This window comes from Alkalimarinus coralli (assembly GCF_023650515.1).
Lineage (GTDB): Bacteria > Pseudomonadota > Gammaproteobacteria > Pseudomonadales > Oleiphilaceae > Alkalimarinus > Alkalimarinus coralli.
The window spans coordinates 2,530,782-2,547,319 of the sequence record NZ_CP096016.1; the positions used below are offsets into that span (position 1 = coordinate 2,530,782).

13 protein-coding genes are annotated in these 16,538 nt (G+C 45.0%); 5 read left to right on the top strand and 8 right to left on the bottom strand.

Annotated features, from left to right (window positions below):
- Positions 1–76 precede the first annotated feature (76 nt).
- The 7 genes from MY523_RS11230 to MY523_RS11260 form a co-directional block, all read right to left on the bottom strand.
- Complete coding sequence (locus tag MY523_RS11230) at positions 77–847, bottom strand: PP2C family protein-serine/threonine phosphatase (protein ID WP_250654797.1); 771 nt, start codon at positions 845–847, stop codon at positions 77–79.
- A 37-nt stretch (positions 848–884) separates the two neighbouring features.
- Positions 885–4,274: a type VI secretion system membrane subunit TssM gene (tssM, locus tag MY523_RS11235; protein ID WP_250654798.1), complete on the bottom strand. Its 3,390-nt coding sequence runs from the start codon at positions 4,272–4,274 to the stop codon at positions 885–887.
- Between the two features lie 94 nt (positions 4,275–4,368).
- On the bottom strand, positions 4,369–5,514 hold the full coding sequence (gene icmH, locus MY523_RS11240; RefSeq protein ID WP_250654799.1) for a type IVB secretion system protein IcmH/DotU: 1,146 nt from the start codon (positions 5,512–5,514) through the stop codon (positions 4,369–4,371).
- A 103-nt stretch (positions 5,515–5,617) separates the two neighbouring features.
- Entirely contained in the window at positions 5,618–6,943 is a 1,326-nt protein-coding gene (tssK, locus tag MY523_RS11245) for a type VI secretion system baseplate subunit TssK (protein WP_250654800.1), read from the bottom strand.
- A 113-nt stretch (positions 6,944–7,056) separates the two neighbouring features.
- Positions 7,057–7,509 carry a type VI secretion system lipoprotein TssJ gene (gene tssJ / locus MY523_RS11250; RefSeq protein ID WP_250654801.1) on the bottom strand — a complete coding sequence of 151 codons (453 nt, stop codon included), beginning with the start codon at positions 7,507–7,509 and terminating at the stop codon, positions 7,057–7,059.
- 55 nt (positions 7,510–7,564) lie between these two features.
- Positions 7,565–9,001: a type VI secretion system-associated FHA domain protein TagH gene (gene tagH, locus MY523_RS11255; RefSeq protein ID WP_250654802.1), complete on the bottom strand. Its 1,437-nt coding sequence runs from the start codon at positions 8,999–9,001 to the stop codon at positions 7,565–7,567.
- 280 nt (positions 9,002–9,281) lie between these two features.
- Complete coding sequence (locus tag MY523_RS11260; RefSeq protein WP_250654803.1) at positions 9,282–9,833, bottom strand: 1,2-dihydroxy-3-keto-5-methylthiopentene dioxygenase; 552 nt, start codon at positions 9,831–9,833, stop codon at positions 9,282–9,284.
- A 452-nt stretch (positions 9,834–10,285) separates the two neighbouring features.
- On the opposite strand from MY523_RS11260, the gene MY523_RS11265 reads away from it, so the two are divergent.
- Positions 10,286–11,056: a PEP-CTERM/exosortase system-associated acyltransferase gene (locus MY523_RS11265; RefSeq protein WP_250654804.1), complete on the top strand. Its 771-nt coding sequence runs from the start codon at positions 10,286–10,288 to the stop codon at positions 11,054–11,056.
- 37 nt (positions 11,057–11,093) lie between these two features.
- On the opposite strand, the gene smrA is transcribed toward MY523_RS11265, so the two are convergent.
- Positions 11,094–11,675: a DNA endonuclease SmrA gene (gene smrA / locus MY523_RS11270; protein WP_250654805.1), complete on the bottom strand. Its 582-nt coding sequence runs from the start codon at positions 11,673–11,675 to the stop codon at positions 11,094–11,096.
- Positions 11,676–12,031: 356 nt separating this feature from the next.
- Between smrA and MY523_RS11275 the strand changes: the two genes are divergently transcribed.
- From MY523_RS11275 to MY523_RS11290, 4 genes are all read left to right on the top strand, one after another.
- Positions 12,032–14,086 carry a DUF294 nucleotidyltransferase-like domain-containing protein gene (locus tag MY523_RS11275; protein WP_250654806.1) on the top strand — a complete coding sequence of 685 codons (2,055 nt, stop codon included), beginning with the start codon at positions 12,032–12,034 and terminating at the stop codon, positions 14,084–14,086.
- Positions 14,076–14,852 (top strand): 3'-5' exonuclease, encoded by a 777-nt coding sequence (locus tag MY523_RS11280; protein WP_250654807.1) that lies wholly within the window; start codon positions 14,076–14,078, stop codon positions 14,850–14,852. Before MY523_RS11275 ends, MY523_RS11280 begins: the two co-directional genes overlap by 11 nt.
- Before the next feature lie 56 nt (positions 14,853–14,908).
- Positions 14,909–15,394, top strand: a complete 486-nt coding sequence (locus MY523_RS11285; RefSeq protein WP_250654808.1) for an asparaginase domain-containing protein — start codon at positions 14,909–14,911, stop codon at positions 15,392–15,394.
- Positions 15,395–15,495: 101 nt separating this feature from the next.
- The gene (locus tag MY523_RS11290; protein WP_250654809.1) at positions 15,496–16,533 is read left to right on the top strand and encodes a GGDEF domain-containing protein; all 1,038 of its coding nucleotides are present in this window, start codon (positions 15,496–15,498) and stop codon (positions 16,531–16,533) included.
- Positions 16,534–16,538: the final 5 nt, after the last annotated feature.

Sequence of the window (16,538 nt, forward strand, 5' to 3'; positions counted from 1 at the left end):
CAACCCCGTTTAATCCTTTACTCTTAGCTTGGTTAATCTTGAACTAACAAGTTGCTAACAGATATAACTTGTAGTGTTAGTATTCAGGTGCATAAGATGCGTTAATAACGCAACCCGTTAAATTATCCGTTGCATCAGTCTGAAGCACTTTTTCAATGAGCACTCTGCAACTGTTACTACTTCCCTCAATAGATAACGCTTCTGATATGTCGTTTGAGTCCAGTTCATTGTATAGCCCATCACTGCACAACAAATAACGATCACCTTCACGGGCTGCAAATGTTTTTTTCTCAAACTCAACATGCTCTGCCGCCCCCAATGCCCTCGTTACGATGTGCGACTGAGGGTGATTTTCAGAGTCGCTCTTTGAAATAACGCCCCTGGCTAGCAAGTCATTGACAACAGTATGATCATCCGTGATTTGGTATAAGTTATCTTCTCTCAGCAAATATAGCCGACTGTCGCCAGCCCAAAGACATGTGCTGTATAAGCCATCACTAATGAGGATGACAAAGGTACAGCCAATTATTTGCCTCTTGCCATTATGATCGGAAATGACATCCCGCCCCTTGGCATATAAGGCCTGATTAAGTCTTAATATACGCTGTTGAATCTCTTTTACCCTTTGTTCAAGAGAGCCATATATCGGTGCATCAGCGATCGTCTCCACCAGCAGCAAGCTAGCCAGACCTCCTTGCTCATGACCTCCCATACCATCAGCCACACACCAAGTGCCGGATCTGGGATCACTAAAAACAGCATCTTCGTTTATTTTTCTGCTATGTCCAGGATGACTATAGTCACTACTATTCCAAATCATCCTGTTTGCACTCTTTGCGTTGCTCATAAACTAAACCAACTTAAGTCCACTAACATGTATTCGATCAACTTAGGGGCGTAGACGGAATTCGATACTTACTTAGTTCGCCCAACAAATCAGGGGTTAGAGTGCGTCCTGATATTTTATATACAGCACGCTGTCCATTAACCTCAAAGCTCATGCGAAAACGATGTTGGTTAGGCTCTGCCTCTTTTCCGTACTGTTCGATCATACGAAAAAGTGACCATTCGCCCGAAATGTCATCGGTTACCAGATTTCCGTTATAGTCTTCGAACCTCATTGATATATCATCTTCGTTCAACGAGGCAGGCCATGATATTTTTGATGTTTTCTGGGGGCCGTGGCGATAGCTCAAACGCTCCCCCATTAGGTTGAGCTCAAACCGGCTTATGTTTGCATCAAGATAAATGGGTTGTAGTTGCAGCTCTGCATGTAGCTCGTGTCGCTTATTAAACAGCGCATTGCGAATTTTGTCTGCGCGCTGTAACTGTGAGAGGTAACCCCTTTTAAGCCCAATAGACAGCCCGTCTACCGTTCTTTCGCTCCAACGTTTCTTACCCGTTCTAATGAACGGTTTAATATAATGGTTCAGGAAGCTCTGCTCGTAGCCTTCGGGCTTAAAGAATTCTGAAAACTGGTCCACATCAGTGTCATTTTTAGAGAGCGTATGGAAAGGGTATTTTTGGTTTAGGTTGTCGCGATAAAAGACATACACCTCATTCTGATATGCATCCTGAATATAACGTTTCGTATGAGCAACCATCTGCCCCCAGGCTTGGGTAGAAACAGAACCAACCCACTTATTTAAGGGCTCGGGCAGCAGTTTTGATGTTCTTTTCAGTTGAGAAATCGCATCCTTTCTAGACCCTTTTGCTCTTTTAACCGTCGCATCAAATACTGAAGAGAGATTGCTCATCTGATTCGTTGAGCTATCAAAGTCGGCTAGATACTCTTCCAACTGAAGCATTTGCTTATCAACTTCATCTATTGCGGACGACTTGTTTTCACTGTTGTTGATAACCGAATTAAGTCGTTCAAAGTGCCGTGACACCCGGCTCATCGGGTGAACTGGTAAAGAATTCTTAGATGATAGATACCCTGCTGCACCTTTTAACCCATTCCTGACCCGGTGCGTTGGCGCTAAGGTACTTGCTGGAGCTGCACTTTCAACACGCTCAACAACGCCTTTAACGTCAACCGCAGCAAGCGCTTGATAAGACCCTGTATTGTCGTAGACATAGTTGAGAACCCGACGGATAGCCCCCTCATTGCCTGAGGCATTTTTTATCAGAGTGCTTAATTGGCCAAAAGAGTTTGTTTTTGAAATAGCTAACTGACTAAGAAATTGCTCCCATTCGGCCATATAGTCAGCGATATAAAGGTCATAAATCGCGCTCTCCAGCAGATCTATGTCACTCTTGGTATTTTCGACACTCTCTCCTGATGGCTCTGCCAACACCCACTCATCAGCATTTGCTTTCTCTACCACCTGGCTCACTTTAGGTAAAAACAACGTCTGATATCCCAGCAAGGTATAAAAAGTCGGTACGGCCTCAGACGCGTTATTAAACACACCTGCCTGACGGTAACCAATAATTTCTTTTAGCCCACTGGCTGAGGGTTGCTGGCTATTAGCCAATTGTTTTATCTCAAAGTACATACGTTTGGCTAAAGGGGTTGCTAGCATTTTAGCTCTGGCAACCGAAACGGCTTCATGATCAATTTGCGCGTCTATCTCCTGACCATTTAGAAAGGCAGACAAATGTCGGGCAAGTTTCTGCCTGCGGTCAGGAGAGTATTGGTAGACTTCGTGCCAACGACGACCAAACCACCACATAAGGTATTCTGCGCGTTTCTCTCGGTCTTGATGAAATAGCAGGTAGCTTTTTAAAGCAGGGTACAATGTCTCAAAGTCATTACTGCTCTTTAATACGGTTAACAACTCCGTGTTCAGCATTTGTCCAAACTGCTGGTTCACGATGTTTTCTGATATATCTACCAGAATATCCTGCTGCCGATGCAGTGCATCAAAGGTGAATAGCGATGGCCAATGAACATTCTCAGATGCCTCATTTAACTGATTATGGTGTAGCTCAACACCTGTCAACTCTGCCAGCACCTGCTCAAACCCTGAGCGCCCATCAACGGTAGAAGACAGCCCCTGAGAATGGCCTTCAAGTAGCGTATTGCCATCAGGAGTCACCCGCAGTCGTTGCTCGCTAAACTGGCTAACAGCCTGCTCTGCCTTGGCATAGTCTCGCCACATTAGCCCTCCCCAGAGCGCACCAAACAGCATCACCGCAGCTGAGCAAGCCAGAGCCGTTTTACGCGCCACCTGTGTATTCGATTCGCTGCTGCCACACCCTCGATCTTTAATCAGAATATGGCTAAACCGCTGCCACCAGTGATGAGAGCCAAACCCTTTCCCACTATTAGAATCCATCGCCAGCCGACTCATGGCACCAGCACCTTGGGGGGCAACAAAAGCAGCCCGAATCCAGGGTACGGTATGTTGTTCAGAAAAATTCCATTGGTGATTCAAATGCTCTGATACGCGTTTGAGCTGGTTCAAGCTTTGCTCAATCGCCTTTAACTCGGAAAAAGCTCGTTTACGGGCCTCAACATTGTGAACATACTGAACATCTTTAAGCGTCTTTCTCAACAATCTTTTAGTTAATTCTACTTTTGCCTGGGAATACCACTGACTAAAATTGTCAGACAACACCGTTTTATGGTCTCGAAACATCCCCACAGGCGTCGCCAATAAGCTGGCATGGTCATTACTACTTGCCACTTGGTCAGAAACCCCCATTCCTTCAAGAACAAGGTAAACAGGAATATTTTCGTGAGTCTTTGACGCAACTTGCGCAACAAACGACGCCATTTTATTCAACCAGGCGGGCGTGGATTCAGACAGCAAGTCATGCCGATGAACATAAATGAGTAAGCCGCCTAAATAGCGGCCTGCGTTACCAGGTTTCAACTTTGCAACCAAAGGAGGGATAAGATCTTCAAACGAGTGGCCAGAAGAAAATACTTCATCTTCAAAATGAATTTTCATCAATAGCGATGATGCATCAACATGCCAAGAGGGCAAGATATAACCGTTTTCCTGATCGTATGCGGTTTTAAGACTGCCGCTAGAAGGGGTTACCGAGCCTTTTCCCCGGTAAGAGATGTTTGCAAGTGAATTGCCGCTTAACTCTGTTAAACTCGCGTGCGGAGATTCTAATACCAGGTATACCGTTTTTTTATAAAACAGCTTTCTGGCCAGACGCTCTACTTTACGTTCACCCAATGCATTGCTTACATCGATAAGCTGTTGCCTGAAAAGCGACTGATATACCTTTGATGAGGTCTCGCGGCTATTGTCGTTTTTGGCTAATTTATCTGCTCGTTTTCTAGTAAAAAAACGATTGTTTTTCCAGTTCATGCGCTCAATTCCATTTGATCCGCCAACTAATACGTTCCTAGTTGTTCCGCGATACTGTTACCATTAAATAGGGATACCTTGATAACAGTGGTGCTTAATTCTTTGACTTTATGCTGCTCAACACGTAATCAGACACGCTATCCATACGCACGTCGATCTGATTCGAGAACATCAGATATCCCACACTATTCCCTACCAACACTGTCAAGGTAGTTACCAATACCAGCCACCACAGAGCTTTCTTTTGAGGCTTTTGAACGGTAACTTCACCGACGACTAAGCCTCTATTTTCTGGTGCCTGATATTTAGAGATAATCGTCATCATCTCCTCTCGCATGGCTTCAAGTTTGGTTTTTCCGTCTCGATCAACACGGTAACGCCCAGAAAACCCCAACGATAGACATACGTACATAAGCTCTAACAAATCCAGGTACTGTTGTGGCTGCTGTTTGGCGCGTTCAAGAAGGGTGAAAAATCCATCGCCACCATAAGTCTCGTTATGGAAATAACTCAATAGACTCTCCGCCCCCCAGCGATGGGAAAGCCCCCAAGGTGTTGTCGCAACAATTTCATCAATAAATGAGCACAACAGATAGCGCGCAGCTATTACATGTCGTTGGTCACTCACGCATTGTTCTGCCTGATTCTGAAAACGACCAATAGCTGAAATGAGTCTAGCGCGCACATCGTGCATGTCAGCTGAGTCATCTAGAGAACACAGCCCCATAGCATCATGAATTAAAGGCATCGCACTACTCACCAGCAAGTTTTCGTTAACAATCCTGCGTTGAATATCCGAATGATGCTGAAGATTCCCGTTGCTACCTGACTCTGCTCTTGCATAGTTTTCTGGTTGCGCCTCCCCTCTGCTCATGTGTTTAGCCGAAGCCTGGAAGGGTTCACACGCATCGTGGCTTAACCCAGAGACTAGCGTCTCACCTTCTTGTTGAGAGTGGCCAAAATCACTGTTTCTCACCCCGCTTATTACAATCGTTTTTTCATCTGGCAACAGAGGACTATCGTCAGACAGAGGGCTACCGTCTGACAGAGGCATTATCTGGGAAGGTGCCAAAGCGTCCTGCGGTTGATTCCGGCTATCATAATCAACATCAACAATCGTTTTCTCCGATAAAATCTCCAGCGTTGCACCGCTGTCTCGCCCTGCGATTGGAGATATGCGATTGCTTCTTGCATTATGAGTTAAACCGCCGTCACCGACCGCTCTATCTATAGTTTCCATCTTGTACACTCTTCAGTCTCATTCCTTGGATACTGATACATGATTTGGGGGGCATTAAAGGCCAAAACTGCCGTAGCAGCACATTATTAAGCACGATTCCTGACTAGTCCGAAGAGACAACCCAGAGCTCAAACTCCAACCCTGGTACATCACCTGATATGTGTATCCCAATGCCACTAGAACGCTTAATGCTCGCCTTCATATCTTCGTCAGGTAACAACCGGAAATAGGTCATTCCAGTATGGTAAGGAATTTGGCGAGGAGTCACAGGTAGCCGCTCTTTAGTACAACCTGGTAGCTGCAAGTTCACCAAGTCTTTAATGTTATCGATACTACCTACTTTTAGCTTATTGCCGACGAGCTTACGAATATGCTCTGAGGATAAGTCCGCTTTAATTGCCAGGATAAAGTCGTCATCAACCATCGACTCTGTGGGCAGACCAACAATACTGATACCAAACTTTCTGCGTTGTATCGGCAAAGAAGTCGCCTTGCTTTTTGATGCGGTTGAGACCAGCACACGCGCACTTTCAACTAGCTTGAGTAACTGCTGGGCAGATTCTATGTGATTATAGTTGCAATCAATTTCTGCAATTCTATCGGTTCGGGTAAAGGTACTGACTTCGGCAATAAATGCAGATAGGTGTTTAAATAATTCGTAAGGGTGAAGTGGGTTTTGCTTGATCAGAATACTAAGCTCGGCAACCCAACAATTCAAAGACTTCAGCATCAGCAAGTCTACAACGGTTCCCGCGCCATTACCGACACCACTTTCAATCGAGGCAGCCAGTTGTTTTGCTTTGTCCTTCATTAGCAAGATCAAATCTGCAACACCTGTAGTGCAGGTTCTATTAATTGATATATCTAATGTGGGTACACCGAATAGAGGGTCGAGCACCAGCGAGCCGTCATCATTAATCGAGGAAACTCGGGCAATAGGCAGCGATATCAGTTGATCTTCCAGGTGGTCTTCGGTTACCAGGGTCGCATTTAGCACGCCTGTAGAGATGGGATAAACCCGTTCGTTATTAACGCCATGGCTGTCCCTGATATCTGTTTGTTCCTGGCGATATCGCACGCCACGACTTAACGCTGAATCATCGCTATCAACAGCGCCTTTAATCTGTGGAGGAATGGCAATATATACGACTTGCTCTTCTTGCCCTTTATGAAGCTGAACCGCCAAAGGAAACTCAGGGTCATAACTCACGCTAAACATACTGCCATCAGGGAAAACCCCTTCTGCAGAGGCAACAGCAATTTTGCCAAGCAAGAGTAACGAAGCGTCAAGTTCCAGCTTGGTCACCCCCCAGAAATATGGCGTTAAGTACCGTTGGCGAGAAACAGCCTGATACTCTATAAAACGCTCAAATTGCTGAAAATGCTGAGGGCGAAGAAACATTCCCTCACTCCATATCACCTTATCCATGGCGAAATCCCTAATTCCAATTAACCTGCCCCTTCAGGGGATACTGCAAGCAAGATCTTAACCAGCCAACAAACTGGAAGAGCTTACCCCTTCATTTTGACCCACTTCAAACATTACTCGAGCACATCGATACTGCTGCCGGCAAACACAATATTCTTTTTGTTTTTATTCTTAACAGAAACTGGAAACACTCGCCGCCAATTCGCTTTATTCATATCGCGGTAAGCACCTAAAATAGCGATATAATTAGTCCCTTCTTGAAGCGCGAGCTTCATATCTAACTGTTCGCCAGGCTTAAGCGTCAACTCTTCCATTGCAACAAAGTCCGGCCCCAATGTCTCATTGCCATAGTCGTATAGACTATAAAAATCAGCATTTTCGAATATAGAAGGGGCCTTCAATTCATACATACGAACCACCAGCGGAGAGGGTCTTCCAGAAATATCAGGGTTTAGGTCGCCAGACGCTGTAAAGCGTATATCCAGCTTGGTAATGTCAGACTCAACCCAACTCGCACACCCAGTCAATACACTAATCAACAGCAGCGATACTAAATACTTAAACACGTGGCTCTCCATCTTAAACAGCTCTCTATTCCGTTAATTAATAACCTTAAACTCATTACCCATCCTGCTTTTCAGCTTCAGAGGTTGCTCTATCGGGGTTTTGGTAATAGTAAGAAAAGCGTGGGGAGAAGAACTCATCAGAGTAGTAGTCGGGGTCTTTCAGCAACGTTGTTTTATGCTTGAGTGCTTTTATTTGCTTCCGGTACTGCCAAGGTCTGGCGGATAGACCAGAAGCAGATTTCGACTTGTGTATTATCGCCGGTGGAGTTTCCCCGTTGTTACTTGAGACGCCGAGATACTCAACGAGTGAAGATAGTGTTCCCTGATATGCTTTTTCTACTCGCCAGTAATGATCCCGTATATCTGCCATAGCCGACTCTACGGCACGCCCTCCGGAAAGGTTCTCAGGCTGAGGAGATATAACGATTTCTCTTAATGCCTGGGCTTCATTAACACAGTATTTCAAAGGGTTATTATGTTCTGGTGCGATTAGTGTCATATCCAGCCGACACTGGTTTTTGTAGCTACTTCGCTCACCCATTAGCTTCATAAGCTCACCTGTGTAGCACTTCAGCAATCCACCAAAGTTAAACATGAGCTGGTTAATATCAGAACGTGAAAGTAAACCTTCATCTAAACCAGCCCCTCTTAGGAACGCCATAACGGCAAGGTGATCAGCCTCCTTGTCTTCTGTCGTTGAAGTACCGCTATCACGGCTAATCGGAGGCGCTGTATTCGGTGCTTCACGGGTGGTGTTAAGCGAGCTTGAAGGCTGGCTATGTTCTCGGGACGAGTTGCGACAACCAGAGGATTTTATCGGGTTCTCAGTCTTATCCTTAAGCGGAGTGGGCAGTTCAATAATATCATCAAGACCGAGTTGGTTAGCATGTATCAGGTGCTCATGCTCAACTAATGATATTTCGTCTGGCTCAAGATCACGACGGGTTGATATTGAGCGATCATCGTGCGAGAGAATACTGTCCAGCGTTCTAGCAGTCTGCTCATCACCATGAAGCGCATTAACACCTGCATTCTCAACGCCGTTTTCGGGTAACGTTTCAGCAGACATATCTGCGTTTGCCAGGTCTTCCCCTGACAAACCTGTTTCAGCTATATTCTCTGTGGCCTCTCGAACATTAGCTGAGATAGTGTATGGCCCCATTGTCAGCTGATCACCAGGTTGAATAAGATGACTATTACCCTTCCCGAGAGGGCTGCGACTACTGTTCACAAACAGCCCATTAGTACTTAAGTCGGTAATAAAAAATTGCTGATTTTCGAATGAGATTGCGGCATGTTTGCCTGAAAGGCGACGGTCGGGATCGGCCAATACCCAGTCACATTCTGCAGACCTGCCAATAAGCCCACCTAAAGGAGAAAATGAAAAATAATACCCTTGGGAGGGAGCTTGATTCGAACTGCCCAGACTATGGGTGTCGCTATGCGGGGTTTCTTCGGATTGAACAGACTCAACCCGGAATAACAATTCCATGTTTTGCTACCTACATCCATGTGGGTTAATTGTGTGTGCTGCTTTCGCAATTTAACAAGCAACTTACGTTAAGCGTAAGCCGCTTTCTCGAATTCCTTTCGAGTCAAACAATGGCGGCAGGTTACCAAACTATTTAACCGATTACCACATCAATTACTCTGCCTTTGACCTTTCTCGCAAATTTTGAGTCATGATTTTCATAAGATCTCTAATAAAAGAGTCTTTATTGCCGCGTCATTCCGAGACAAATTTGTGCCACTTTTCTTTAATAATCAACAACTCAAATCATCAATTGCTCCCACCCTGGTACCCTGTTGGCAAGATCACTTCCGGTAAACTCGGCAACCCACCCTTTAGGGTTGGTAAATAATCGAATGCAGGTAAACGATGGAGCAGGTCCCATATCAAACCAGTGTGTGATGCCATTCGGAATGCTGATCAAATCATTTTTCTGGCAAAGCACTACATATATTTTGTTCTCGATATTGAGAAAAAATAGCCCTTGGCCTTCCACGAAAAACCTGACTTCATCTTCAATGTGAATATGTTCTGATAGAAATTTTTTCCGAAACAGATCTTTTTGGAGGTTATCAGGTGTTAGCTTTACAACATCAACGGTCGTATAACCGCACTCTCTTTTCAACCTTGAGATATCGTTGTCATAGGCTGCCAAAATCGCATCCTGCTCTGCATTTGCAAACAGTTTTTGAGCAGGCCAGTGTTCAAACCTAACGCCTTTATCATTGAGAATATCAGCAATTTCAGCGCTATCGTCCGTTATAAGCGCCGGGGTCGATAAATCCTGGCCGTCATAAATAGTTAATTTGCTCATTAACACAACCTTTTTATTTCTTATTCACTCATCGTCTGTTAAACATAGTTCATTCTCACACTTCATCCAATACAAGGGAAGTGTAACAATCTCTTGCATAGGTAAGACTCACCTCTTTGCTTCAGAATATCGCCCTGTATCGGGCATATCGCATGACAATTAAGCTAGATGGAGAGTCAAGTTACAGATGATGAGATTAAACTAGTACCGGGCATATCGCATGACCATTAAGCTAAATGGAGAGTCAAGTTACAGATGATGAGATTAAACTATTTAGTTATTCATGACGGTTCGCTAATAAGAACAAAAATGCTCTTTTTGGGAAGATGAAAAAGATTCGCATCTACTTTGTATATTGCTTAATCACGCACTAGACTGAAAGTAGTTACCTTCGATTGTAATCCACTTTTATCCGTAATATTAGGCATATTGAGGGCGGGAGAAAAACAACTATGGACCGTGCCCCTCTTTCAAGGCAGCAAAGCAGTTCGCCAGCCCTGGCACAGCTGTTTGCCGACTATTTTTTGTTGCAGCAGGTATGCACTCCCGATCAGTACGATGAAATCTATAAAATGCGTTACCAAACCTACTGCGAAGAGTTTGGTTACGATATCTACCATCACAAGCTACGAGAACGTGATGAGTATGATCGGTTTTCGTTGCAGTGTTTGCTTTCTCTGCAAGCAACCCAACAAGCTGCTGGCAGCATCAGGCTGATCATCCCCCCTTCACACAAACGGGGAATGTTACTCCCATTTGAGCGCAATTATAGCAAGGCGTTTTATCGTAATCTGATAAACCCGGACACCCTACCCTACGGCTGCTACTGTGAAATATCACGGATGGTGGTACCTAAGGCATTTAGACAACGGCATGGCGAGCAGCTCACTCCAAGAGGCGTTATTAACGACCTCTCAACAGAAGTTAGCGACCAACAAAGAAGGTTCCCATTTATCACGGTAGGGCTTTATCTGGCCGCGCTATCGCTGTTCATTCAAAGTCAGCTGAGTATCGTTTTTTTAGCGATGGAACCTAAGCTAGTCAGGCGACTGGATCAATTTGGAATATATCTGACCCAGGCCAGCGAAGTGATTGATCACCATGGGCAGAGGGCGATCTACTTCGCGACACGAGATAGCCTGTTAATGGATATTTCACACTTTCGAGAAGACTATCGAGGTTTTTACTATTTTATTAATGACTGCCTCAGAACCTATCCATAGCGTAAACGCTTATTAACAGAACTCAATTTAGCTACTGCTAACGCAAGCCGTGGCGCTCTCTATTGGCTTGACGGTCATTCTCACTTTTTCTTAGCAGCACATAAACCGCCCCCGTCCCGCCGTGATGCTTCTGCGCTGAGTGAAACGCCATGACATCATCCATATCCGGCAGCCATTTTGCCAGATGACTCTTTAGCAAGGCTTTTTTGTCAGGGTTTCGATCTCCTTTCCCATGCAGAATAATCACGGTACGAAGGTCATATTTCATGCAGTCACGGATAAACCGAAAGACCTCTTTTCTCGCCTCTTCGACTGTCATTCGGTGTAAATCTAATCGGGCTTCTACCGGATATCGCCCCATTCTCAGTTTTTTATACACACCGTGCTGTATGCCCGCCTGTTTGTATTCAAGCACATCATTGGAGGAGAGCATTTCAATGTGATCAGTTGATGTCAGGTGGTTATCATCAACAACCTTTTCCGTCACCGCTGAAGCCCTTCTAACTATATGGCCAGGGGTAATCTCTTGCTGCACCGTCAAGTTTGCTTTATCTTTGCTCTTCAAAGGCTTTACGTCGCCCATTTCTTCAAAGAACAGATCAGAGTCTTTGTCAGCCATCGCTATCTTCAATTGTGTCAGTATTTAATCTAATCGCCTGTTGAGAGAAAGTTATCATTTTCTTCGATTTTCTCCAAATAGTTATCCGTTACCAGATACCTTTCCACGACGTTATGAGCGAAGCAAAGACAAGGCAAAAAATGATGAAAAGGCGCAGTTTATATGTAATAAATGACCATTTTGAGTCCTTTTTAACGCCGTATTTGTGAGCGCAATAGTCGTGTAAGGGTCTCTATTAGACCTAGGTATTAGATCAAAGTACCCCACTCTAAACTAAACTAATAAAGCAACGGAACGCTTGGAAGCCACTACTTCATATACGTCCATCTAACAGCACTTGGCGAGCAAGAGGCAATATGAACCAGGAAGAAACCGGAAAGTCTGCCGTACAACAAAACATACGCGCTTTGATGGCGTTTTTGGGCCAATATCCGCCTTTTAGTCAGATGGAGTCCGCCCACACCGCGTCATTGCTTGAACACGCGGTACTCACATTCTACGCAGATGGCGATATCATCCTGAGCCCCGAACTTGGAATCGTTGATCATTTTTACATCGTAAAACAGGGAAACGTGCGCGGTGAGCGTAAATCTATTAAAAACAGGTCTCTGGTAAATGGCACCACATCCGCTATACCCGGTAACGGCATACCAGACAATAGAGCTGTCCCTGACCAATCATCCACACAAAACACCTCAGGTAACATCAATCAGTCGACAGATGCAGAATCAACCCCTCCTTCAAATACAACATTTGAAATTTCTCCCGGTGAATGCTTCCCTATCGCTGCACTGGTTGGAGAACGGGCAACCCGAACCGTGCACCGCGCATCGGGTGATACATTTTGCTTAAAAATATCACGCAACCACTTTGTTAATATCTTCACTCAAAGTGCAGTTTTCAGAGATTTCTGTTTGCGCGGGGTCAGCAGTCTACTCGATCAGGTAAACAGAAAAATACAGTCGAAAGCCGTAGAAACGCTTGGCAATCAGCACTCTCTTGACCAACCCATAGCTGAACTGGCCATTCGCAACCCTATAGTATGTACGCCAGACCTGCCAATACAGAAAGCCATTGCGGTTATGCACAGCAAGAACGTAGGGAGTATTATCATCACGGATGACAGTCGCCAGCCGAAAGGGATATTCACCCTGCGAGATGTCAGGCGCGTGATAGCAGAAGGCCCCTGTGATTTTGATGCCCCAATCTCCAGTGTGATGACCCATAACCCGAAGTCACTCCCTTATTCAGCGTCCGCCTTTGAAGCAGCATTATTAATGGCAAAGCACCATTTTGCTCATGTCTGCGTTATAGATGAAGATAAAAAGCTCACCGGAGTAGTTTCGGAGCGAGACCTGTTTTCGTTGCAACGTGTTGATCTTGTTCATTTAGCGAGAGCCATTGCCAGTGCTCCTAGCATGGTGACACTGCTTAGCATTCGCAAAGACATTACCAAACTGATTGATACCATGATCGCATACGGCGCGGCATCTCAGCAGCTTAACCACATTATTACACTGCTGAACGACTATACCGTAGTACGAGTGATAGAACTCACTGTAAAAACCTTTGGAGACCCCGGTATTCCATTTACCTGGCTGGTATTCGGCAGCGAAGGACGCAAAGAACAAACATTGGTCACCGATCAGGATAACGGAATACTCTTTCAAGCGCCCCCCGGCATGACCGATGAAGATGCTCGTAGTCTTCTCCTGCCTCTTGCAAAAGAGATCAATACGCGGCTCGATGAGTGTGGTTTCACATGGTGTAAAGGCAACATTATGGCCAGCAACCCTGACCTCTGCCGTAGTGCAAATGAGTGGGAAGACTGGTATTACCGCTTTATCAGCACCAACACGCCAGAAAATCTACTTAACTCAAGTATATTCCTTGATATGCGCCCCATCTGGGGTGACGAAAAAGCTGCCAAAGAGATGTATAAACGGGTTGTTAGCGCAATTCAAAAAAATACCCTATTTCAAAAAATGATGGCCGCCTGCGCGCTTCATCACCGCCCCCCGCTGAACATGTTTAAAGGTTTTATATACGCAAAGGGCGGCGAAAAAAATACGATTGATTTAAAAACTCAAGGGCTAACCCCCTTTGTGGATGCAGCCCGTATTCTTTCTCTTGGGCAGGGCATTGTCGAGTCAAATACCATTGACCGAATTCACGCTCTGGTTAAGTGTGGCACGATGGACAGTAAAGATGCCAATGCCTGGATTGAGTCCTACGGTCTGATACAACTCCTAAGAATGCGAAACCACCAGGAGTTATCGCGCACAGGTAAAGCACTGACCAATAGAATATCCCCCTCTCAGCTCAATCAACTCGACCAGCGTATACTGAGAGAGTCATTTAGGCAGGCAAAACGCTTGCAACATAAGTTGGAAGTGACTTATGCCCTATGAGACAAATTATGATGACAAAAAACGCTCTGGCGGGCGGTTCCTGAGTTTTAAATGGTTGCCCCGCCTAAAATGGTTGCCCCGCCTAAAAAGAGGGCCGCACCCAAAGCTAAAGCCAGAGAACATCCCTCCCAAACAGCCGATAGACTTTACGCCCCTTAGGGAGACTCGTTTTGTGGTAATGGATCTTGAAACAACAGGTCTTAACATTCACAAAGATCAGATCATTGCCATTGGCGCCGTTGTGATTGAAAACAACGAAATACAGTTAGCACAATTGTTTGAGCGAACCCTGTTCAGAGAGCTCAATACCGTCGATGACACGGTGCTTGTTCATGGTATATCACCTGAACAGGTGGCAAATGGAGAGCCTGCCGACAAAGTACTAGCAGAGTTTTTGCAGTTTTCTGGCCAATCCGTTTTTCTCGCTTACCACTCCCCCTTTGATCAAGGCATGCTTTCACGGGCACTAAAACGTGACCTGGGGCTACCGCTCAAGCATGTTTTTTTTGATGTTGCCGACATTGCTGCGGCCTTGTTCCCTTCAATAAACCTCGGCCGATCAATGCAGCAAGCAGGGTTAGATGACTGGGTTGAGCACTTCGGTCTCAATGTCAGTAACCGCCACAACGCCTCTGCGGATGCATTGGCAACAGCCGAAATAATGCTGATACTGCTTAGAGAGGCTGAAAAACAAGCCATCGATACGCTCGCCCAGCTAGCTGAAAAGATTAAAGGTTATAAACGGTTGCGTGTGATGAAGCGTTAACGGTTATTGAATTATCAACTATGCTTTAACGATGTTATATATCAGAGGCAATCATCATGGCTATCGCAATTTTGACGGTGGGTGGTACTATCGACAAAGATTATTTTGATGCGTTAAGCGAGTATCAGATTACCGAAAGCCCTATTCATGAGTTACTGCATACCTTTAACGTTAACTTCGATTATCAGGTCATTCCCGTCATGAAAAAAGATAGCCTGGACATGACAGACGAAGATCGGAGTAAAGTGCGCGATATTATCAATACGCTAGAACAAAAGCTTGTGCTCGTCACCCATGGAACCGATACCATGGCGCAAACAGCGCAGGCGTTGGAAGGCATATCCGATAAAACCATTGTCCTGACCGGAGCAATGAAACCAGCACGATTCAAAGACACCGATGCTGTTTTTAATATTGGTTTTGCATTGGGTGCGCTAAGAACCTTGCAGCAAGGCGTCTACCTGGCGATGAACGGCGAGATATTTGCACCAGGCAATGTTATTAAAAACCGTTCAGCCCATCGTTTTGAACAAATCAGCTAATTTCACTCACTGCCTTCAAGTATTACTCAACTCTTCTACCATTCGCGGCTATAATTCAAGTTACTGCTCTCCCCGATATGCGAATTTACAGAGGATTATCCTTGCACCACCAAGTATTAAATTCCGTAATCAAGCTTACCAGCCACAATGATCTGGAAGCGCTCGACAATTGCCTCGTGGAAATAGTGGCCGATTTAGTGCCGACAGAAAAGATAGAGCTCATTCACTTTTATTTCGACAAAGAGCGTAAAACTATCGCAAATACGCTCCAGATCGTTTTTTCTCCCAATAACAATATTCATACCTGCGGCTTTCTCAAAGACTCTGATATCTCGGTCGCAATACTCGGCTGTGTAACGGCTAATTTTCCCGTTCTCGCCCCTCTTAGCGATAAACAATGGCACTTTATTTTACCCATCAAAGTGAATAATAAAGTCGAAGGCTGTATTAGTTTGACCAGCGCCATCGACCTCAACTCTCACCGAGAGATTATCGAGGGAATGATACAAATCTACGCCAACCACCTCAGAGTTATCAATGAAAGTGAAAGGGACGAGCTAACCGACTTGCTCAATCGAAAATCATTTAATAAACGTATCGGGCGTTTACTCGATGTACAAAGAAATGAACAAATACGAAGATCAAAAGAAAAACAGTCACTCAAAAGACGAAAGCCAATTTCGCATGATAAGAGCGCATGGTTGGCCTTGATTGATATTGACCACTTTAAACAGGTTAATGATACCTATGGTCATGTCTATGGTGACGAAGTACTGCTGATGTTATCTCGGAAAATTAAAGAAAATTTTAGGCACTCAGATTTACCTTTCCGCTTTGGTGGTGAGGAGTTTGTTATTGTGCTTGAGCCCATATCTGCTCAAGACGCAGCGATGGTAATGGAGCGTTTTCGCAAAGAAATTGAGGAGTTTCAGTTCCCCCGGGTGGGCAAAATAACGATCAGTATTGGTTACTCAAAACTCGGGGTTGAAGACTTCCCTCCTCATGTCATCGAACAAGCGGATAAGGCTCTCTACTACGCCAAAGAGAATGGGCGAAACAGGGTATTCAGATATGAAACGCTCATTGAAAATGGAGCGCTTAGCTCTACCAATAGCGATAGCTCAATAGAACTTTTTTAACACGA

Excerpts from the sequence above, each read along its gene's own strand:
- MY523_RS11230 (WP_250654797.1), bottom strand. The coding sequence starts at position 847 with ATGAGCAACGCAAAGAGTGCAAACAGGATGATTTGGAATAGTAGTGAC.
- tssM (WP_250654798.1), bottom strand. The coding sequence starts at position 4,274 with ATGAACTGGAAAAACAATCGTTTTTTTACTAGAAAACGAGCAGATAAA.
- icmH (WP_250654799.1), bottom strand. The coding sequence starts at position 5,514 with ATGGAAACTATAGATAGAGCGGTCGGTGACGGCGGTTTAACTCATAAT.
- tssK (WP_250654800.1), bottom strand. The coding sequence starts at position 6,943 with ATGGATAAGGTGATATGGAGTGAGGGAATGTTTCTTCGCCCTCAGCAT.
- tagH (WP_250654802.1), bottom strand. The coding sequence starts at position 9,001 with ATGGAATTGTTATTCCGGGTTGAGTCTGTTCAATCCGAAGAAACCCCG.
- MY523_RS11260 (WP_250654803.1), bottom strand. The coding sequence starts at position 9,833 with ATGAGCAAATTAACTATTTATGACGGCCAGGATTTATCGACCCCGGCG.
- MY523_RS11265 (WP_250654804.1), top strand. The coding sequence starts at position 10,286 with ATGGACCGTGCCCCTCTTTCAAGGCAGCAAAGCAGTTCGCCAGCCCTG.
- smrA (WP_250654805.1), bottom strand. The coding sequence starts at position 11,675 with ATGGCTGACAAAGACTCTGATCTGTTCTTTGAAGAAATGGGCGACGTA.
- MY523_RS11275 (WP_250654806.1), top strand. The coding sequence starts at position 12,032 with ATGAACCAGGAAGAAACCGGAAAGTCTGCCGTACAACAAAACATACGC.
- MY523_RS11280 (WP_250654807.1), top strand. The coding sequence starts at position 14,076 with ATGCCCTATGAGACAAATTATGATGACAAAAAACGCTCTGGCGGGCGG.
- MY523_RS11285 (WP_250654808.1), top strand. The coding sequence starts at position 14,909 with ATGGCTATCGCAATTTTGACGGTGGGTGGTACTATCGACAAAGATTAT.